This is a genomic window from Brucella sp. JSBI001, assembly GCF_026014005.1.
GTDB classification, from domain to species: Bacteria; Pseudomonadota; Alphaproteobacteria; order Rhizobiales; family Rhizobiaceae; genus Brucella; species Brucella anthropi.
Window position 1 is genome coordinate 128,736 of record NZ_CP110339.1, and the last position, 20,134, is coordinate 148,869.

Below are 20,134 nucleotides of genomic sequence, written 5' to 3' on the forward strand. Positions count from 1 at the left end.
GTTGCAACCTGACAGCAAAAATAATCAGCCTGCGACCGATTTCCTGCAACCGAAACAGGTTTCGCCCGTTATCAGCCTGCCGGTCGCGAGATTGGCGGAGGCCCGGATGAATACTTGCCCCCCGCAACCCCAGTCCGGGCCTCACTTCCGAGGTTGGAAAGATTGTATCTGAAATTATTGGGATTGTTCGTACTCATAGCAGGCACTTATATCGGGTGAGCTTGATTTAGAAATTTATACTAAAGCCTGGTGATCCCATATGACGCTCAATCTGATCGTGGCTTTTGTTGTTGCCGGATTGCTCCTTCATTTTTCAATTGGCGTAAGACCGGAATCGTTCTGATCGGCCTTGCGGCCATCTTTTACGGTGCAATTGCTTTGGCAATTCTTCCCGACACGCTGATGAGCCGCCTGCAATCGGCCTATTCATCGCAATTGCAGACGCAGCTTGAAGACAATACTGCCTTCATCGTCTTCGGCATGGGAACCCAGACAGTCGATGGCGACGGTCAGAAGGTGGTCGAACCACTTGCCTTCTCCTACGGGCCGATTTTGGCGGCGGTCGCCATGAACCGACAATGTGTCGAGAAGGGTTTTCGCTGCAAGTTCATCGCCAGCGGCGCCGATGTAGCCGGAACGGGTGTTTCCGAAGCCGCATCAATCGCCACGCAGCTGGAAAAGGCCGGTGTCGATCCCGCTTCCGTCCTGCTTGACGAGAAAAGCCGCAACAGCTGGCAGAACTCCAGGAACGTGGCAGCAATCCTGCGCGAGATCAGACCGGCGAAAGTTGTTCTGCTACAGGCTGCGCCGATGATGAAGCGCGATCTTCTTTATCTGGCACATTTTGGTGTGAAGCCTGAGCCGGTTGCGGCCGGTTATCTGACCGGATCGCATACCAACATGTCTTCGCCGGGCCTGTCTTTCCTCATGACCGATCTGGCGCTTCACGAGGAGATCGGAGTCTGGCGCTATACGCTCTACAACTTCATGGGCTGGAATGAGCCGAAGCAGCCTCCGCTCCAACTGGGGCAGGCCACGAGCAGCCTCCCCACCCAAACTTCACCGCTTGCCGGACCGGTGTCGGCTCAATGAGTTAATGATACTATCACCGGCGTGTTTCGACACGCCGGTGGAAAAATTATCTCCGAATTCTCCGACAAAATGAGTAGATTTTTCGAAGTCGTTTCAAATAACGACCGGCTTGTGGCATCCTGTCTTCAAAGAGCTCTGATACTGTCTTGGCCAGTGAAACATGGAGGCGGTCATGAAGATATCGAGATTCTCGCTCACTTTGGCAGCATTGGTGGCTGCGGCTTCGCTGACCGGAACGGTTCAGGCAAGCTTTGCCGATCAGACACTTCTGAACGTGTCCTACGATCCGACGCGTGAACTTTACAAGGATTACAACGCCGCTTTTGCCGCCCACTGGAAGGCAGAAACCGGCGAAACCGTCACCATTCGCGCTTCCCATGGCGGGTCGGGCAAGCAGGCGCGTTCGGTGATCGATGGCATCAAGGCCGATGTGGTGACGCTGGCGCTTGAAAGCGATATCGATGCTATTGCCGCACTTTCAGGCAAGATCGACAAGGATTGGCGCAAGCGCCTGCCCAACAATTCGGCTCCCTATACGTCAACCATCGTCTTCCTTGTGCGCAAGGGCAATCCGAAGGGCATCAAGGACTGGGGTGATCTGGTGAAGGACGGCGTCGAGGTCATCACACCGAACCCGAAAACTTCTGGCGGTGCCCGCTGGAACTATCTCGCCGCATGGGCCTGGGCCTACAAGCAATACGGTGGCGACGAGCAGAAGATCAAGGATTACATCGGCGAACTGTTCCGCCATGTCCCGGTGCTCGATACTGGTGCGCGCGGCTCGACAACCACTTTCGTGCAGCGTCAGCTCGGCGATGTGTTGCTTGCCTGGGAAAACGAAGCCTATCTCTCAGTGGCTGAATTTGGCGAGGATGCATTCGACATCGTCGTTCCGCCGCAATCCATTCTGGCTGAACCACCGGTCGCGGTGGTGGACAAGAATGCCGAGGAAAACGGCACCACCAAGCTGGCGCAGGCCTATCTTGAATATCTGTATTCGCCGGAAGGTCAGGCGCTTGCCGCCAAACATTTCTACCGTCCGTCGAAGCCTGACATCATCCCTGCCGACAAGCAGCGCAAGTTTCCGGACTTGACGCTGGTGACGATCGATGATCCGATTTTCGGTGGATGGGCCAAGGCACAGCCCTATCATTTTGGCGATGGAGGAACGTTCGACCAGCTCTACAAGCCGGGAAAATAATCCGGAGTTCGAGAGCAATCAGTAACAATAAGTACTGAAGAGGGAACAAACCAACGCATGTCTTCGCTCCCTGCACGGGCCAGAGCAGGGTCGCACTTCAGAAAGCCGAGCGTCATTCCCGGTTTCGGGCTGACGTTCGGCTTCAGTGTTGCCTATCTGACCCTTCTCATTCTCATTCCGCTTGCGGCATTGGTGCTGCGTTCCACCGAAGTCGGGTTTTCCGGCTTCTGGCGCCTCGTCACCGACGAGCGCACATTGAAAGCGCTTGAAACGAGCTTTGGCACCGCCTTCATCGCGGCGCTGGTCAATGTGGTCTTCGGCGTCATCCTCGCCTGGGTTCTGGTGCGTTATCGCTTTCCGGGGCGCCGCTTCGTTGATGCCATCGTCGATATTCCCTTTGCGCTGCCGACGGCAGTGGCCGGTATTGCGCTGGCCGCGATCTATGCGCCGAATGGCTGGATAGGCAGCCTGCTGGCTCCGTTCGGCATTCGCATCGCCTTTTCGCGGGCGGGCATTATCATAGCGCTGATCTTCATCGGTCTGCCGTTCGTGGTGCGCACGGTCCAGCCGATTATGGAGGAAATCAGCCGCGAGGTCGAAGAGGCGGCGGCAACGCTTGGCGCATCCCGGTTTCAGACCATCTGGCGGGTGCTGCTGCCGAGCCTGCAACCCGCCATCCTGACCGGCTTCGCGCTCGCCTTTGCACGCGGCGTCGGCGAATATGGCTCGGTGATCTTCATTGCGGGCAATACGCCTTATGTCTCGGAGATCGCGCCGCTTCTGATCGTGATCAAGCTGGAGGAATATGATTATGCCGGGGCGACGGCGCTCGCCACGGTGATGCTGGCGCTTTCCTTTGCGATGTTGCTTTTCATCAATCTCATCCAGTCGTGGACACGGAGGAAATATGGTCATGGCGAATGAACCTGTCTCTGCCGCTCCTCGCAACAGCCGAAGCGCTGTCACGGAAAGCCCGGCGACGCGCATCACGCTGATCGCTCTGGCGCTGGCATTTCTGGCCCTGTTCCTCATCCTGCCGGTGATAGCGGTTTTCGTGGAAGCCTTCCGCAAGGGGGCAGGCGAATATCTGGCGGCACTGGTCGAGCCGGATGCCTGGGCTGCGATAAGGCTCACCCTCATGGTGGCGGCCATTGCCGTGCCGCTCAATCTGGTCTTCGGCATTGCAGCTGCGTGGGCAATCGCGAAGTTCGAGTTCAAGGGCAAGGCGCTGCTGACGACGCTGATCGATCTGCCGTTTTCCGTGTCGCCGGTCATTTCCGGTCTTGTTTTCGTGCTGCTTTTCTCAAGTCACAGCCTGCTTGGGCCGTGGCTGTCACGGCACGGCATCGAGATATTGTTCGCCGTTCCGGGCATCGTGCTGGCGACGGTGTTCGTCACGTTTCCCTTCGTCGCGCGCGAACTGATCCCGCTGATGCAGGAACAGGGAACCGGGGATGAAGAGGCAGCGATTTCGCTGGGCGCCAATGGCTGGCAGACGTTCCGCTATGTGACGCTGCCCAATATCAAATGGGGGCTGCTTTACGGTGTGCTGCTCTGCAATGCCCGTGCAATGGGCGAGTTCGGCGCTGTTTCCGTTGTCTCTGGACATATTCGCGGTCTCACCAATACGATGCCGCTGCATGTGGAAATCCTCTACAACGAATATAACTTCGTCGGTGCATTTGCGGTGGCGTCGCTGCTGGCTTTCCTGGCGTTGTTGACACTTGCCATCAAGACAGCGCTGGAACTGCGTTATGGCGATGAACTGGCTGGCAGCGGAAACGGGCACTGACATCTAAACGAGCAATTGGCCGCACGGCGGCAGAAGTAAAGCATAGTCCTGCTATGGCAGACGGAAGGATTGGGAATGGAAGTTCGTGTTGCCGGTGTGCGTAAGGAGTTCGCTCGCTTCCCGGCGTTGCATAATGTCTCGCTGGATATTCGTTCCGGCGAGTTGATCGCTTTGCTGGGACCTTCCGGTTCAGGCAAGACCACGCTTTTGCGCCTGATTGCCGGGCTGGAAACGCCGACCGAAGGTACCATCTTCTTCGGCGACGAAGACGCCTCGCAGAAGAGCGTTCAGGAGCGCAATGTCGGCTTCGTCTTTCAGCATTATGCGTTGTTCCGTCACATGACGGTGGCGGACAATATCGGCTTCGGTCTGAAGGTGCGTCCAAGCGCGACACGTCCGTCGAGTGACGATATTCGCAACCGCGCGCTGGAATTGCTCGATCTCGTCCAGCTACAGGGACTGGAGAAGCGCTATCCGGCGCAGCTTTCCGGTGGTCAGCGCCAGCGCGTGGCGCTTGCCCGCGCCATGGCGATTGAACCGAAAGTCCTGCTTCTCGATGAACCGTTTGGCGCGCTTGATGCGCTGGTGCGCAAGGAACTGCGCCGTTGGCTGCGCGAGATTCACGACAAGACCGGCCATACGACCGTTTTCGTGACCCACGATCAGGACGAGGCGCTGGAGCTCGCCGACCGCGTGGTGGTGATGAGCCAGGGGCGTATCGAGCAGGTCGGTACGCCCGACGAAGTCTATGACAATCCGAATTCCCCGGGCGTCTATGGCTTCATCGGCGAGTCCAGCACGCTTCCGGTACGGGTCGAAAAGGGCGAGATCTGGCTGGTGGATCGCAATATCGGCCTGACAGCCCAGGATGTGGCGGATGGCGATGCGCAGCTCTTCTTCCGTCCGCACGATGTTGAATTGCTGGACGGTTGCGGCGGCTGCATCGCAGGCACGGTGGTGGCGAGCCGTCGCTCGGGCGGCAAGCGGCGTGTCGAACTGGAAGTAGGCGGCGCACGCGAGCGGGTGGAGATCGAAATTCCAGCCGAACATCCAGCCGCGGAAAAGAGTCGCATCGCCTTCCGACCGCGTTACTGGAAGCTTTTTCCTGCCAGTGAAACCGGTTCCGGAGCAGATTCCTGATCGTCACTTTCTGGTGAAGTGAAATATGAGGCCCGGCAGATGCGCGGTGATTCCCGCAGACCTGTCGGGCTTTTCTCTATTGACGGGTGTGGCGGGGCCGCACCGAAATTTTCCGGCACGTTACCTGCGGTAGTATTTTTTATTTTCAATATGTTAGGGGTTGCAGGAAACGGGGTGTTCCATAAGCAACATTAATGGGCGGAAAGAATTGTGCGTTGCGATTCAAACGGTTTGAATATCAGCACATTGCGCCGTCGCATTTTGGCCAAATGCGGTCGACATTCAGGGAACCGATCACGGATACTGCCGTTTCCCTGAAATGAAAATTCGGAATAATGTCAGTATCCACCCGCCGCAGATAACTCATTTCCTTCGGAAAGGCTGTTAAGGCAGATGCCGGAATTGTCTTCTTCGCTCTCCAATTCAACCTCTACCGAGAATAAATCGCCGATGCAGAAACCTTCGATGGAACCCAAATCCAGCGAGCCCGATGCATCGGGCCGGATTCCGCCCGAACAACCATCTCCCATCCGGGCCTTGTATAAAACCGAGGAAGAGCTTGGCGCGCTTGCCGCTGCCGTGGCGCGGGGCGAAGACATTCCGCTGCCGGGCTATATCGCCTTCCCGTTCGATCAGCGCCTTTCCGAAAACGGCAAGCTGATCCTGCATGCCTATCGCGCCTCAGATGCCGCATCGCGTGCGGGCGAGACCATCACGCCAGCCGCGCAATGGCTGCTCGACAATCACTACCAGATCGACAAGAACGTGCAGCAGGCCCGCCGCGACCTGCCACGCCGCTTCATCCGTCAGCTGCCGCTCTACAAGGCGCCGGTTGAGAAATATGAAGGCATGCCGCGCATTTTCGCGCTGGCCTGGCTTTATGTCGCCCATACGGACAGCAATTTCTCGCTGAAGACGCTGACGGCCATCGTCAAGGGTTTCCAGACCGTGGAGCCCCTGAAGATCGGTGAATTGTGGGCGCTGCCTTCTGCGGTGCGTTATTTCCTGATCGAGAATGCACGCCGTCTGGCGCTGCGCGTCGACCGCGCGCGCATCATGCGCAATCTCGCCAATACGGCCGCCGACCGCATCGTGGTTGCCACCGACGGTGCCGAACTGGATTCGGTTCTGGCGCAATATGCCGATGCTGCCCGCGACAGCACTTTCGCGACCCACCTTCTTTATCGCTTGCGTTCCTCATCGACCGACACCACGGCTGCTGCCAGCTGGCTGGAACGGATTCTGGAGCAGGAAGGCAGCAATCCGGAAGACGCCATCGTTGAGGAACATGCCCGCCAGTCCACCGGCGGCGTCACGATGGGCAATGTCATCCGCAGCCTGAAATCCATCGATGACGTGGACTGGGAAACCTGGTTCGAAACCGTCAACGAGGTCGATGCGATCCTGCGTGACCACAGCGATTTCGAGCTTCTGGATTTCCGTTCCCGCAATGCCTATCGCGTGACCATTGAAAAGCTCGCCCGGTATTCGGACATGAGCGAAATCGACATCACATGGGCTGCGCTGAAACTGGCCGAAGACGGACATCGTGCGGAAAAGGCCGGTCATCCGGAAGCCGAGGGCAAAGGCGCAATCGCCTATTACCTGTCCGGCGAAGGGCGCAAGGAGCTGGAAAAGGTTTGTGGCTACAAGGCGCCGTTCGGCGTCAAGGCGCTGCGCTTCTATCGTGGTCTCGGTCTGTGGGGGCTGTTCATCCCGACGGCGATCTTCACGATCCTGATCCTTCTGCTCGTCAATTACTGCATGATCCGCGCCGGTCTTTCGACTGATCTGCGCACGCTGTTCACGCTTCTGGCGATCTTCCCGGCAATGGACGCGTCCTATTCGCTGTTCAATGCGCTGGTGCCATGGTTTGTCCAGCCGACGCGGCTCATCGGTTTCGAATATAAGGAAGGCTTGCCGGAGGAGGCGCGCACGCTGGTCGCGGTGCCGACCTTCATCACCTCGCGTGATTCCATCGATGAGCAGATTCGCAATCTGGAAGTTCATTATCTGACCAATCCGCGTGGTGAAATCTACTTTGCGCTGGTCAGTGACTGGACCGATGCGAAGCAGGAAATCACCCCTGCGGATATGGAAATCTATGAATATGCGCGCGAGGAAATCGCCAAGCTCAACGAGCATTATACCGGCGACGACCAGCCACGCTTTTTCCTCATGCATCGTCGTCGCCTCTTCAACGAGAAGCAGAATTGCTGGATGGGCTGGGAGCGCAAGCGCGGCAAGCTGCACGAGCTGAACCTGCTGCTGCGCGGTGATCAGGATACGAGCTTTTTCCCGCCGGACGAACGCCTGCCGAAGGAAATCAAATATGTGATGACGCTGGACGCCGACACGCGTCTGACGCCGGAATCCGTCACGCATCTGGCCGGCAAGCTCAGCCATCCTCTGAACCGTCCGATCATCGACGAAAAGACCGGCAAGGTCGTGCGCGGTTACGGCATCCTCCAGCCGCGCGTAACGCCCTCGCTCACCACCGGTGACGAGGCGTCGTTCCTGCAGCGCGTCTTCTCCGTCAATCGCGGTATCGACCCTTATGTCTTCGCCGTGTCCGACACCTATCAGGACCTGCTCGGTGAAGGCACCTTCACCGGCAAGGGACTTTACGACATCGATGCCTTCGAGGCAGCGCTGAAGGGCCGCGTGCCTGAGAACACGCTGCTCAGCCACGATCTTCTCGAAGGCGGCTATTCCCGCGCGGCTCTGGTCAGCGATGTCGAAGTGGTCGAGGATTATCCGACCGGCTACAATGTCGACGTATCGCGTCATCATCGCTGGGCGCGTGGCGACTGGCAGCTTCTGCCCTGGCTGTTTTCGACAAGTCGTGGCGTCAGCCACATCACGCGCTGGAAGATGGTCGACAACCTGCGCCGCTCGCTCAATCCGATCCTGTGGCTGATCGCAGCCGTCGTCGGCTGGAGCGTGCTGCCAATCGGGCCTGCTGCCGTCTGGCAGGGCTTCCTCATTCTCTCCATGTTCGTTGCGCCGACATTCGGCATTGTGACCAATCTCATTCCATCGAACATGGACTATTCGCTGAAAGGTCATGCGCAGTCGGTGCTGACTGACATCGCGCTCGGCACGGCCGATGTGGCGCTGCGCACCACCTTCATCGCCCATTCGGCGTTCCTGATGGCGGATGCGATTGTGCGTACCGTCTATCGCCTGTTCGTCTCGCATCGCAATCTTCTGGAATGGCGCACGGCTGCGCAGGCGAGAACCTCGCCCGATACGCTGCTGTTTTATTTCCAGCTGATGTGGCCGGCCATAGCCATTGCGGGTCTGGCGATCTTCATCCCGCTTGCTGCCCAAAGTCATGCGGCAATGATCGCAGCGCCATTTGCCGTCATCTGGTTTGCCTCACCGCTGATTGCATGGCTGGTCAGCCGTTCGGCGAAGCCGCAGGACACGCTGGAAGTGCTTTCTTCCGACAAGTCGGACCTGCGCCGCTATGCACGCCGGACCTGGCGTTATTTCGCCGAGTTCGCAAACGAGGAAAACCACCATCTGCCGCCGGACAACTTCCAGGAAGATCCGGCGCCGATTGTCGCGCAGCGCACGTCGCCGACCAATATCGGCGTCTATCTCCTGTCCGTCGTCGCCGCGCGCGATTTCGGCTGGATCGGCTTCGGTGAAACGCTGGACCGCGTTCAAGCCACTGTCGATACGCTTGAGAAGATGGAGAAGTATCAGGGCCATCTCTACAACTGGTACGAGACCAACACGCTGACGCCGATGCGCCCGCTTTATGTCTCTGCGGTGGATAGCGGCAATCTTGCCGGGCATCTGGTCACGCTGTCGTCGGCGCTGGAAGAATGGGCGGAAGCACCATCCGTCTACATGCAGGGCGACCTCGACGGTATCCTTGATGTCAACGACATCCTTGAAGAGACAATCGCGAGAATCCCGGATGATCGCCGGATTCTGCGTCCGCTGCGCCGCCGTCTGGAAGAGCGGATTGCCAATTTCCGCCGCGCCGTGATTTCCATCAAGGATGAGCCGGAAACGGCCTCCTTCCGCACCATCAACCTGTCGCTGTTTGCAACCGACATCGTTCGCCTGATGGACGAACTCGATGGCGAAATCGAAACCCCGGCAAGCGCTGAAGCCGTGGAATGGGCGCGCATTCTCGTCGATACCTGCAAGGCGCATACTGAGGATTCCATCGGCGAGCACGATACGGACGCGCTGCGTGAGCGTTTGCGCTATCTTGCTACCCGTTCGCGCCAGCTCGCATTCGATATGCAGTTCGGTTTCCTCGAACGGAAGGAACGCCGCCTTCTCTCCATCGGTTTCCGTGTGCAGGAAAACGAACTGGACGAAAGCTGCTACGATCTTCTGGCGTCCGAAGCGCGTCTGGCGAGCCTGTTCGCCATCGCCAAGGGCGACGTTCCGGTCGAACATTGGTTCAAGCTTGGCCGTCTTCTGGTGCCGGTGGGCTGGAAGGGCGCTCTGCTCTCCTGGTCCGGCTCGATGTTCGAATATCTGATGCCGCCGCTGGTCATGTCCGAGCCGCTTGGTTCGCTGCTTGACCAGACCAACAAGCTCGTGGTGCAGCGCCAGATCGATTATGCGACCTCGCGCGGTCTGCCATGGGGTATTTCGGAAGCGGCGTTCAATGCGCGAGACGCGCATATGAACTACCAGTATTCCAATTTCGGTGTGCCCAATCTCGGTCTGCAGCGTGGCCTGTCGCGTAATGCGGTCATCGCGCCCTATGCGAGCCTGCTCGCCGCGCAGTATCAGCCTGCTGCCGCTGTCGCGAACCTGAAGCGCCTTGCCAAGCTCGGCGCGCTCGGACGCTATGGCTTCCATGATTCGGTGGACTTCACGCCGTCACGTGTTCGCGAAGGCGAACTCTGTGCTGTGGTGAAGAACTACTACGCCCATCACCACGGCATGGCGATCATCGCGGTCAACAACGTGATCTTTGAAGGCCGGATGCGCGAGCGTTTCCACTCCGATCCGGTGATCGAGGCCGCCGAACTGCTCCTGCAGGAAAAGGCACCGCGCGAAATCCCGATGATCTACGCCAAGACGGAAAATCCGATGCGCGTGGATTCGGGTGGCTTCGACGATGCGCCGATGCGGATTGTCGACAAGCCGTTCAAGGCGCCGCGCACCACGCATATGATGTCGAACGGACAATATGCGCTGATGGTGACAGCAAACGGTTCAGGCTACAGCCGCTGGCACAATTGGGACATTACCCGCTTCCACGCCGATGCGTCGGAAGACCTTCAGGGCACGTTCCTGTTCCTGCGCGACATGGAAAGCGGATACTGGTGGTCGGCAACCGGCGAACCGGTCCGCAACCCGGAAGAGGAAACCAAAACGGTCTTCACCGAAGACAAGGCGGAATTCTACAAGACCGCCGGTGACATCAAGACCGTTATGGAAGTGATCGTGTCGTCGGAATCGGACGGCGAAGGCCGCAGGCTCGACATCATCAACACGTCCGCCCGCGACCGTATGATCGAGGTCACCTCCTATGCGGAACTGGTGCTGACCGACAGCGACAGCGATGCCGCCCATCCGGCCTTTGCCAAGATGTTCGTAGAGACCGAAATCTCCGATAACGGTTCGACCATCTATGCCAAGCGCCGCAAGCGCGCGCCATCCGATCCGGATATCCACGTCGCGCATTTCGTGACCGATCTTTCCGGCTCGATCCGCGAAACGGAAGTCGAAACCGACCGCCGTGCCTTTGTCGGTCGTGGCCGCAGCTTGCGCGATGCGGCTGCCTTCGATCAGGGTGCCAAGTTCAACGGCAGCCAGGGTTGCGTGCTCGACCCGATCGCTTCGGTGCGTACACGTGTCCGCGTTCCGGCGCATAAAAAGGTGAGCCTCGTTTTCTGGACCTTCGCAGGCGGCAGCCGCGATGCGGTAGAACACGCCGTGGCGCTGCATCGGCATCCGGAAACCTTCGCCCGCGAATATTCGCTGTCATGGACCAGCTCGCAGGTGCAGCTCTACCATATCGGCATCAAGCCTGCCGAAGCTGCCGACTATCAGAAGGTGGCCGCCTATCTGCTCTATCCGGAGCGGACATTGCGCCAGCCGCCGGAAACCATCGCCAGCGGCCTCGGCAAGCAGTCCGACCTGTGGCCGATGTCGATATCCGGCGACTATCCGATTTTCGCATTGCGTATCGACAACGAAGCTGATCTCGACGTGTTGCGTGGTGTGCTGCGCGCGCAGGAATACTGGCGCTCGAAGGGCCTAACCGTCGATGTCGTGGCGGTCAACGAGCGTGCCTTCTCCTATGCGCAGGACACACAGCGCGCCATCGACTGGATCGTGGAAGGTTTCCGCGCCCGTGGTGGCGGTCAGCCGCACATCTTCGCGGTGCGCCGCGACCAGATGAGCGACGAAAGCTACAACACGCTGCTCGCCTCGGCGCGCATCGTCATGCATGCGCAGAACGGCTCGCTGGCCGAGCAGCTTCGTCGCAGCGAGGAAATCACCGTCGATCTGGCGGCGCGCGATGCCAAGACTGCCATTGGCGGTCAGGCTTCGGCTCAGGGGCTGGGTGCTGCGGGGCTTGCGCCTGTCGCCATTGAACGCGGGACGGAAGAACGCCGTCCTGTGGTCAAGCCTGTAGTAAACCGTCCTGCGCCGTCCGGGGACGATCTTCGTTTCTGGAATGGTTATGGTGGCTTTGCCGAGGACGGCAGCTATGTAGTGCGCGTCAACAACCGCGCCAACACGCCGCATCCGTGGATCAATGTGATCGCCAATCCGAATTTCGGCTTCCATGTCTCGGCGGAAGGTTCGGCCTTCACCTGGGCAGGCAACAGCCGCGATTATCAGCTCACCCCATGGGCGAACGATCCGGTCACGAACCGTCCGGGCGAGGCGATCTATGTCCTCGACCGTGAAACGGGCCGCACCTTTGCGCCAACGGCAAGCGTGCTGCGCGATGAGGCCGTGACCTATGAAGCGCGTCATGGCCACGGCTATTCGAGCTTCGGGGCACAGCATGGCGAATTGGCACTCGACCTCACCCACATCGTGGATGCGGACAAGCCGGTGCGCCTGTCTCGTCTGACCGTCACCAATAACGGGCGTTCCAAGCGCAAGCTGCGCGTCTATGGCTATGTGGAATGGGTGCTGGGCAATGCCCGCTCCAAGAACGTGCCTTTCATTGTACCTTCGCAGGACGAGGAATTGGGCGCACTCTTTGCAGGCAATCCGTATCATCCGGACAAGTCCGGGCAGATTGCTTTCTTTGCGGCAACCGAAAAGCCGCAATCCGTCACTGCCGACCGCAGCGAGTTCATCGGCACCACCGGTTCGGTGGACAAGCCGGAAGTCGTGCTGGCTGGCAAGGCGCTTTCGGGTACGGTCGAAGCAGGCCGCGATCCATGTGCGGCGCTCGCTCTTGATATCGAAGTGGGGCCGGGTGAAGCACGCGAGATCGTCTTCCTGCTCGGCAATGCCGCCGATCAGAGACAGGCGAAGGCGCTGATCGCCGAAACCCGCAAGGTGTCGTTCGGTGACAAGCTTGCTGCTGCCAGACAGCAGTGGGAAGGCCTGTTCGACCGCGTTCAGGTGAAAACGCCAGACCCTGCTTTCGACCTTCTGGTCAATGGCTGGCTGCCCTATCAGGCGATTGCCTGCCGTATATGGGCCCGCGCTGCCTTCTATCAGGCAAGTGGTGCGTTCGGCTTCCGTGATCAGTTGCAGGACACGCTGTCGCTGCTTCTGATTGATCCGACGCTTGCCCGCGCGCAGATACTCAATGCGGCATCACGCCAGTTCCCGGAAGGCGATGTCCAGCATTGGTGGCTGCCAGCGACCGGGGCGGGCGTCCGCACGCTGATCTCGGACGATGTTGTCTGGCTCGGCTATGGCGCTTCGCTTTATGTCGAGACGACGGGCGACCGCTCGATCCTCGATGAAAAGCTGCCGTTCCTCGAAGGGCGCAAGCTGGAGGAGGGCGAACACGATGCCTTCTATCAGCCGGAAATCTCCGAACAGACGGCAAGCCTTTATGAGCATTGCGCCTTGGCGCTCGACCTTGCTGTCGAGCGAACCGGCAAGCACGGTCTGCCGCTGATCCTCGGCGGCGACTGGAACGACGGCATGAATCTCGTCGGCGTGAAGGGAGAGGGCGAGAGCGTTTGGCTTGGCTGGTTCCTCGCCTATACGCTCGGTAAATTCATCCCGATTGCCGAAGGGCGCAAGGACAAGAAGCGCGTCGATATCTGGAAAGCACATCTGGAAAGCCTGACCGAAGCGCTCGACCGCGATGGTTGGGATGGCCAGTGGTATCGCCGTGGTTTCTACGACAACGGCGCACCGCTTGGCTCGAAGGACAGTGACGAATGCCAGATCGATGCCATCGCACAGTCGTGGAGCGTGCTTTCCGGCGTTGCCGATCCGAAGCGCGCCGAACAGGCGATGGCTTCGCTCGAAAAGTACCTGCTGGATGACGAAGGCGAATTGCTGCGTCTCTTCACGCCGCCTTTCGACAGGACCATTCAGGAGCCGGGCTACATCAAGGGGTATCCACCGGGCGTTCGTGAGAATGGCGGCCAGTACACCCACGGTGCGACCTGGGCCATTCTGGCGCTCGCCCGCATGGGCAAGACGGCTGAAGCATGGCGTCTGTTCTCGCTCATCAGCCCGGTCAGTCATGGTCGCAACCCGGATATCTACCGCGTCGAGCCTTATGTGATTGCAGCCGACATCTATTCTGTCGAGCCGCGTCGCGGGCAGGGTGGCTGGACCTGGTACACCGGTTCCGCCGGCTGGTTCTACCGCGTTGCGACGGAGGGTATCCTTGGCGTCACAAAACACGGCGACCGCCTGCATCTCGACCCGGCCTTGCCGCCGGAATGGGATGGCTATGAAGCCGAGCTCCGCTTTGGCGAAGCGCTCTATCGCGTGAAGGTCGTGGTAGGTGCCCCCAGTGCCAAGGACAAGGTGGTGAAGCTCAACGGTCGCAAGGTCGGCAAGCCGGAAGAGGGTGTGCCGATCAAGCCGGACGGAGAACACGAAATCGTCGTAGAGCTTCCCAAACAGAAGTGAACCGATTAAAAAGGCGGGTGAAAACCCGCCTTTTGCACGACTCGGCGAAGTAAAGCCGGATGTTTGTGCTATCGGAAACATGCTTTTTCTGGAGGCCGTCATGGCCAAGACTGATATTGCGCGCCGCGTCTACAATCACGCATGGAAGCTCGATCCCATCGTCCGCAGCCTTCTGGATACGGACTTCTACAAGCTTCTGATGCTGCAGATGATTTGGGGCCTTTACCCCAAGGTGGATGCAACCTTCTCGCTCATCAATCGCACGACTTCTGTGCGCCTTGCCGACGAAATCGATGAGGGCGAATTGCGTGCGCAGCTCGACCATGCCCGCACGCTGCGTTTCTCCAAGAAGGAAATGATCTGGCTGGCGGGTAACAGTTTCTATGGCCGCAAGCAGATTTTCCAGCCCGAGTTCCTGAACTGGCTGCACGATTTCCAGCTTCCGGAATATGATCTGCGCCGCAAGGACGGCCAGTACGAGCTGCATTTCCATGGACCGTGGTCGCACACGACCATGTGGGAAATTCCCGCACTTGCCATCATCAACGAGCTGCGTTCGCGCGCGGCGATGAAGAACCTCGGACCGTTTTCGCTCGACGTGCTTTATGCGCGCGCCAAGGCGAAGATGTGGAGCAAGGTTGAACGTCTGCGCCAGCTGCCGGGGCTGAAGATTTCCGACTTCGGCACGCGCCGCCGCCATTCCTTCCTGTGGCAGCGCTGGTGCGTCGAAGCGCTGAAGGAAGGCATTGGCGATGCCTTCACCGGCACCAGCAATGTGCTTCTGGCCATGGATACCGATCTTGAAGCACTTGGCACCAATGCGCATGAATTGCCGATGGTGCTGGCAGCTCTTGCCAAGAATGACGAGGAACTGCGCTCAGCCCCCTATCGCGTGCTGCAGGACTGGAACCGTTACTATGGCGGCAATCTTCTGATCGTTCTGCCCGATGCTTTCGGCACGGCTGCCTTCCTGCGTAATGCGCCGGACTGGGTTGCCGACTGGACCGGCTTTCGCCCCGACAGTGCCCCGCCCATCGAAGGCGGCGAGCGCATCATCGAGTGGTGGAAGTCACGCGGCAAGGACCCGCGCGAAAAGCTGCTGATCTTTTCCGACGCGCTCGATGTGGATACGATCGAGGAGACTTACCGTCACTTCGAAGGGCGTGTGCGTATGAGCTTCGGCTGGGGCACCAACCTCACCAATGATTTTGCAGGTTGCGCTCCGAAGGAAATCGAAGGGCTGAATGCCATCTCGCTGGTCTGCAAGGTGACGGATGCCAACGGCCATCCGGCGGTCAAGCTTTCCGACAATCCGCAAAAGGCGACCGGCGATCCCAAGGAAGTGGCTCGTTATCTCAAGTTCTTCGGAAATGAGGAGCGGGTGGAGCAGCTCGTCCGCGTGTGACGAGCTGCAACGAGCGATTAAAGCGCGTTTCGATCTGACTGGATCAGATCGGCGCCCTAATCTTTTGTTTTGACGCGCATCTTATCCGAAAACCGTTTCACACTTTTCGGGATGCGCTCTATTCCATCAACCGTGCGGTGCCGGAAACGCGGATAGAGCCGCCGCGCTCATTGCCGATCTGGGCGCGCAGATGTGACGGACTGCCCATATCCTCGCCCTGAAAGACTTCGATCTCGCCGCCATGCGGCCAGCCGCTATCACGCAGATAGGCGGCAAAGGCCGCCGTGGCCGCGCCAGTCGCCGGGTCTTCATAAACTCCGCCGGAGGCAAACGGGTTGCGGCTGTGGAAGCGCTTCGGCGTCTCGGAATAGATGAGCAGGATCGTCGTCCAGCCTTGCCGCTTCATCAGGATGCGCCCGCGCGTCATGTCGTAATGCATCGAAGCCAGCTTTTCGCGTGAACGAAGCGGAAGCACGATATGGTCCGCCCCGGCATGGATCAGGGCCGGTGCCGGACCGGGTGCCAGATCATCCTGTTCGAAACTGAACAGTGCCAGCGCCTGTTCCACTTCCGCATCATTGGCGGCACGCTGGCGCGTCGGTGGCGATTGCAGGCTGGCCGCAAACAGCTCGCCTTCCTTGCGGCCTTCGACGCTGATATCGCCATTGTTGAGCTTGAGTGCGAAACGTCCATCGCCCATGCGCATGGCCAACGCAGCGCCGAGAGCAATGGTAGCGTGACCGCAGAACGGCACTTCCATTTCCGGCGCAAAATAGCGAACGCGCCAGCTATCGTCCTCCGGCGCAGCAAAGGCGGTTTCGGAAAAGCCCACATCCTTTGCGATTTTCTGCATATCTTGCGGGGAGGGGAGGCGATCGGCGATCAACACTCCAGCGGGATTGCCGCCCTGATTGCCTTGCGAAAAGGCAGCAATGCGCAACACGTCCATGGTTTCTCCTCGCCAGTCTGATTCGTGTCCCGCCCACCCCTATAAAAGGCGTGAAATGTGGCTGGTCAAGCAGTCTGTCGGCTAGCGGAAACTATCAACAGCATAGGTCGTTCCATCTCCTCCGACAGTGCTGGCCATGCCGCGATCTGCTCTGGCGACGGATGCCATTCCTCCAGCCGGTTGATGGCAAATCCGGCCTCAATCAGCGCATTAACGGAGGTGCTGAGGCGGCGGTGATATTTGATGACACCCTCTGCCAGCCAATCGGTCCGCCTCTCACCTTCCACTGCATAATGATAGACCGGCCAGCGCTTCTGGCCGTTGCCTTCCTCGATCCAGCCCGGCGTAAGCGGCGCCATGAAGATCGGATGCTCAATCGTGAAAACAAAGCGACCTTCTGGCCGCAAAGCTGCATGGATCGCTTTCAAAAGACGCGGGAAGTCGCGGATATAGTGAAAGGCCAAAGAACTGTAGACGAGATCGAAGCTTGCTTCTGGAAGTTCCAGCCTTTCCATGTCGGCCTGAATGTAGCGAATGGCGTCATCCTGTGTGTCGCGGCGTGCGCGTTCGAGCATGTTTTCTGAAAGGTCGTAGCCGGTGAGGGAGGCAGCTCCCTGTTCGCGAGCAAAGCGGCAAAACCAGCCGAAACCGCAACCGAGATCGGCAACGTCACGGCCGGTCAGATCGGGCAAAAGTGAACGGACAAGTGGCCATTCAGGCGCGCCTTCCAGCCCATGCACGGAACGTGGCAACTGGCTGTAAGCGGCGAAGAATTCGTCGCGATCATAAATATTCTGGGCCATGGTCTATCGTTCGGTCAGTGCGAGTTTTGCCCCGAGCGCGACGAAGGCGGCAGCAAAGCTGCGGCGCATCCATGCAAGCACAGCGGGGCGCGAGATGATCTGGTTACGGACGGCGGCTGCGAACACACCGTAGAACGCAAACACCACGAATGTCATCGCCATGAAGACGAGAGACAGTTCCACCATACGGGCAACCGTCCCGCCCTGCTGCGTATTTACGAACTGCGGCAGGAAGGCAAAGAAGAATATCGACAGTTTGGGGTTCAGCAGATTGACGAGGATCGCCGACCAGATGACCTCACGGTCCGAACGCGGCGCGTCGTTGGTTTCGATCTTCAGTGTGCCATGCTCCTTGAGCGTCATCCACGCCATATAGAGCAGATAGGCAACGCCTGCATATTTGATGACCTCGAAAGCAAGTGCGCTGGTATGGAGCAGAGCCGCCAGCCCTGTCACGGCAGCCAGCATATGCGGCACGATGCCGAGCGTGCAGCCGAGCGCGGCAATGACTGAGGCCCGTGCGCCACGGGACAGCCCTGCCGCAAGCGTTACCAGCACGCCAGTACCAGGCGATGCAACGATGATGAAGGATGTCAGCAGAAATTCGATGCTCATGATGTTCTGGACTCCTGTTCGGACCTTGTCGGAAAAGGTCGACGCAGGCCGGACGCATCATGTCACGGCTTTGCCTTGCGTCAATCCTTCATCTCATGCGCCCATGGCGGGTTTGCACCTGCACGCGAGACGGTGACGGCAGCAGCCCGGACCCCGAGCGCGACGGCGGAATGAATCTGGTCTTCAGTCAGTCCGGCAAGCGCGTCCTTGTCGAGAAGGCCCTGATTGTGAAGGCTGGCGAGAATGCCCGCATTGACCGTGTCGCCCGCGCCAACGGTGTCAATCACGTCCACTTTCACACCCGGCACGCGCACGGTTGCCTTGGTCGTATAGGCGTCAGCGCCATGCGCGCCCTTGGTGATGACCACCAGTTTCGGTCCGAGCTTCAGCCATTCGGCTGCGATTTCGTCGTGGCTGCCCTTTTCGCCAAACCAGGCGAGATCTTCATCGGAGAGCTTCACGATATCGGCGAGCGCGATCATGCGCTTCATGCGCGCCAGATGTTTTTCGCGGTCGGTGATGAAGCCAGCACGGATATTCGGGTCGAGGAACATGACCCGCCTTGGTGCCTCACGCGTCATCAGCGCTTCATAGACGCTGCCGCACGGTTCGGAAATCAGGCTGATGCAGCCGAACAGCATGGCGTCGATGGCATCATCGACATAGGGCATGTCGCTCTCGGCCAGCATGCGGCCAGCAGTATTTTCATCATAGAAGGCGTAACGCGCCTGCCCATCGACCAGACGCACGAAAGCCAGTGTCGTCGGGCGGTCCGAGATTGCGGCAAAAGAATAATCGACATTGGATCGCGCCAGATTATCGCGCAGCACCTCGCCGAAAAAATCGGAGGAAATGCCTGAAAAGAAACCGGTTGGGACCTCAAGGCGTCCAAGTGCGATGGCCGTGTTGAAGACGGAGCCACCCGCGAAAGGCTGGAATGCGGTCTCTCCCGCTGCGGTTTCGCGTGGCAGCATGTCGATCAGGGATTCACCGCAGCAAAGGATCATGAAGGCACAACTCTGTTGTTAAATCGATTGAAACAGACATAAGCACAAAAGCGCGAAGAATTTCAATCTCCGCGCTTTGTTAAGATGTCAGACGTGCTGGCCGCCATTGATATGAATTTCCGAACCCGTCACATAGGATGAGGCCTCGGAGCAGAGGAAGTAGATGGTTTCCGCCACTTCCGATGTCTTGCCGAGGCGGCGCATCGGAAGCTGTTCCACTAGCTTGTCGGTTCCCGGTGAAAGGATCGCCGTATCGATTTCTCCCGGTGCAATGGCATTGACGCGGATACCGTAAGGGCCGAAGTCGGAGGCCATTTCGCGGGTCAGGGCAGCAAGTGCGGCCTTCGATGTAGCATAGGCGGTTCCGGCAAATGGGTGCACGCGGCTACCCGCGATCGAGGTCACATTGACCACCGAGCCATGTGCAGCCTCGAGTTCCTTGAACAGGCCACGTGCCAGCATGATCGAGGCAAGGAAGTTGACCTGAAATACATCGCGCCAGACCGCCATGGGCGTTTCGATGGAATTCATGCGGCGTCCGCCCTCCGCCTTCGGCGAAATACCTGCATTGTTGACTAGTGCATGAAGCTTGCTGCCATCGGCTTCGAGACGGCGGCGGATTTCAGCGATTGCCTTGCCGACATCTTCCTGATCGGCGAGGTCGACCTTGATGTGATCTTCCGGACCGGCAGGCCAGGGGCAATTGTCGGAAAAATCCTGTCGCGAGCAGGTGATGACGCGCCACCCGGCCCGCGAAAAACGCTTCACCGTCGCATGGCCGATGCCACGGCTGGCACCGGTCAGGACCAGAGTTTTACGTTCGGTATCCGCCTTGGGAGTATCGGAACCGGCAACGTCTGTTTTGGTGACTTGGGACATGGAAACCTCGCTCTCCAATCTTGAATAGACCAAGCCGCTCAAGATTTCGAGGGGAATTAAAGCGCATCACGAAAAGTGTGAAACGGTTTTCGGAAACTGTGCGTGTTAGCGGAAATAGTGAGAGCGTTGATCTGACTTAATCAGATCGAAACGCGCTCGAACAAGCTTGTATTGAAGCTGCTTCACTTGATCGC

11 protein-coding genes and 1 pseudogene are annotated in these 20,134 nt (G+C 58.8%); 7 read left to right on the forward strand and 5 right to left on the reverse strand.

All coding sequences use genetic code 11. The features are described from left to right. Window positions 1–259: 259 nt before the first annotated feature. The 7 genes and pseudogenes from LJ361_RS00620 to pncB all read left to right on the forward strand — a co-directional run bounded on the left by LJ361_RS00620 (window position 260) and on the right by pncB (window position 15,687). Window positions 260–1,092, forward strand: a pseudogene (locus LJ361_RS00620) (YdcF family protein). A gap of 172 nt (window positions 1,093–1,264) precedes the next feature. Then, window positions 1,265–2,293 carry a sulfate ABC transporter substrate-binding protein gene (locus LJ361_RS00625; RefSeq protein ID WP_010657956.1) on the forward strand — a complete coding sequence of 343 codons (1,029 nt, stop codon included), beginning with the start codon at window positions 1,265–1,267 and terminating at the stop codon, window positions 2,291–2,293. Between the two features lie 57 nt (window positions 2,294–2,350). Next, window positions 2,351–3,217 (forward strand): sulfate ABC transporter permease subunit CysT, encoded by an 867-nt coding sequence (cysT, locus tag LJ361_RS00630; RefSeq protein WP_010657957.1) that lies wholly within the window; start codon window positions 2,351–2,353, stop codon window positions 3,215–3,217. After that, a complete protein-coding gene (cysW, locus tag LJ361_RS00635; RefSeq protein ID WP_010657958.1) occupies window positions 3,207–4,085 on the forward strand; it encodes a sulfate ABC transporter permease subunit CysW in 879 nt (292 codons plus the stop codon). The genes cysT and cysW overlap by 11 nt, the downstream gene beginning before the upstream one ends. A 75-nt stretch (window positions 4,086–4,160) precedes the next feature. After that, window positions 4,161–5,225, forward strand: coding sequence for a sulfate/molybdate ABC transporter ATP-binding protein (locus LJ361_RS00640; RefSeq protein WP_010657959.1), 1,065 nt, complete (start codon window positions 4,161–4,163; stop codon window positions 5,223–5,225). 393 nt (window positions 5,226–5,618) lie between these two features. After that, window positions 5,619–14,282: a GH36-type glycosyl hydrolase domain-containing protein gene (locus tag LJ361_RS00645; protein ID WP_029375849.1), complete on the forward strand. Its 8,664-nt coding sequence runs from the start codon at window positions 5,619–5,621 to the stop codon at window positions 14,280–14,282. 100 nt (window positions 14,283–14,382) lie between these two features. Then, window positions 14,383–15,687, forward strand: coding sequence for a nicotinate phosphoribosyltransferase (gene pncB, locus LJ361_RS00650; RefSeq protein WP_010657961.1), 1,305 nt, complete (start codon window positions 14,383–14,385; stop codon window positions 15,685–15,687). Between the two features lie 118 nt (window positions 15,688–15,805). Here the strand turns inward: pncB and LJ361_RS00655 are convergent, their stop codons facing one another. The 5 genes from LJ361_RS00655 to LJ361_RS00675 all read right to left on the reverse strand — a co-directional run bounded on the left by LJ361_RS00655 (window position 15,806) and on the right by LJ361_RS00675 (window position 19,940). After that, window positions 15,806–16,636, reverse strand: a complete 831-nt coding sequence (locus LJ361_RS00655) for a PhzF family phenazine biosynthesis protein (protein ID WP_010657962.1) — start codon at window positions 16,634–16,636, stop codon at window positions 15,806–15,808. A 65-nt stretch (window positions 16,637–16,701) separates the two neighbouring features. Further along, complete coding sequence (locus LJ361_RS00660) at window positions 16,702–17,439, reverse strand: class I SAM-dependent methyltransferase (protein WP_010657963.1); 738 nt, start codon at window positions 17,437–17,439, stop codon at window positions 16,702–16,704. A gap of 3 nt (window positions 17,440–17,442) precedes the next feature. After that, a complete protein-coding gene (locus tag LJ361_RS00665) occupies window positions 17,443–18,054 on the reverse strand; it encodes a LysE family translocator (protein ID WP_010657964.1) in 612 nt (203 codons plus the stop codon). An 80-nt stretch (window positions 18,055–18,134) separates the two neighbouring features. Then, window positions 18,135–19,061: a carbohydrate kinase family protein gene (locus LJ361_RS00670; protein WP_010657965.1), complete on the reverse strand. Its 927-nt coding sequence runs from the start codon at window positions 19,059–19,061 to the stop codon at window positions 18,135–18,137. Window positions 19,062–19,148: 87 nt separating this feature from the next. Continuing rightward, window positions 19,149–19,940 (reverse strand): SDR family NAD(P)-dependent oxidoreductase, encoded by a 792-nt coding sequence (locus tag LJ361_RS00675; RefSeq protein WP_010657966.1) that lies wholly within the window; start codon window positions 19,938–19,940, stop codon window positions 19,149–19,151. Between the last annotated feature and the right edge of the window lie 194 nt (window positions 19,941–20,134).

Excerpts from the sequence above, each read along its gene's own strand:
- LJ361_RS00655 (WP_010657962.1), bottom strand. The coding sequence starts at position 16,636 with ATGGACGTGTTGCGCATTGCTGCCTTTTCGCAAGGCAATCAGGGCGGC.
- LJ361_RS00625 (WP_010657956.1), top strand. The coding sequence starts at position 1,265 with ATGAAGATATCGAGATTCTCGCTCACTTTGGCAGCATTGGTGGCTGCG.
- LJ361_RS00645 (WP_029375849.1), top strand. The coding sequence starts at position 5,619 with ATGCCGGAATTGTCTTCTTCGCTCTCCAATTCAACCTCTACCGAGAAT.
- LJ361_RS00660 (WP_010657963.1), bottom strand. The coding sequence starts at position 17,439 with ATGGCCCAGAATATTTATGATCGCGACGAATTCTTCGCCGCTTACAGC.
- cysW (WP_010657958.1), top strand. The coding sequence starts at position 3,207 with ATGGCGAATGAACCTGTCTCTGCCGCTCCTCGCAACAGCCGAAGCGCT.
- cysT (WP_010657957.1), top strand. The coding sequence starts at position 2,351 with ATGTCTTCGCTCCCTGCACGGGCCAGAGCAGGGTCGCACTTCAGAAAG.
- pncB (WP_010657961.1), top strand. The coding sequence starts at position 14,383 with ATGGCCAAGACTGATATTGCGCGCCGCGTCTACAATCACGCATGGAAG.
- LJ361_RS00640 (WP_010657959.1), top strand. The coding sequence starts at position 4,161 with ATGGAAGTTCGTGTTGCCGGTGTGCGTAAGGAGTTCGCTCGCTTCCCG.
- LJ361_RS00675 (WP_010657966.1), bottom strand. The coding sequence starts at position 19,940 with ATGTCCCAAGTCACCAAAACAGACGTTGCCGGTTCCGATACTCCCAAG.
- LJ361_RS00665 (WP_010657964.1), bottom strand. The coding sequence starts at position 18,054 with ATGAGCATCGAATTTCTGCTGACATCCTTCATCATCGTTGCATCGCCT.
- LJ361_RS00670 (WP_010657965.1), bottom strand. The coding sequence starts at position 19,061 with ATGATCCTTTGCTGCGGTGAATCCCTGATCGACATGCTGCCACGCGAA.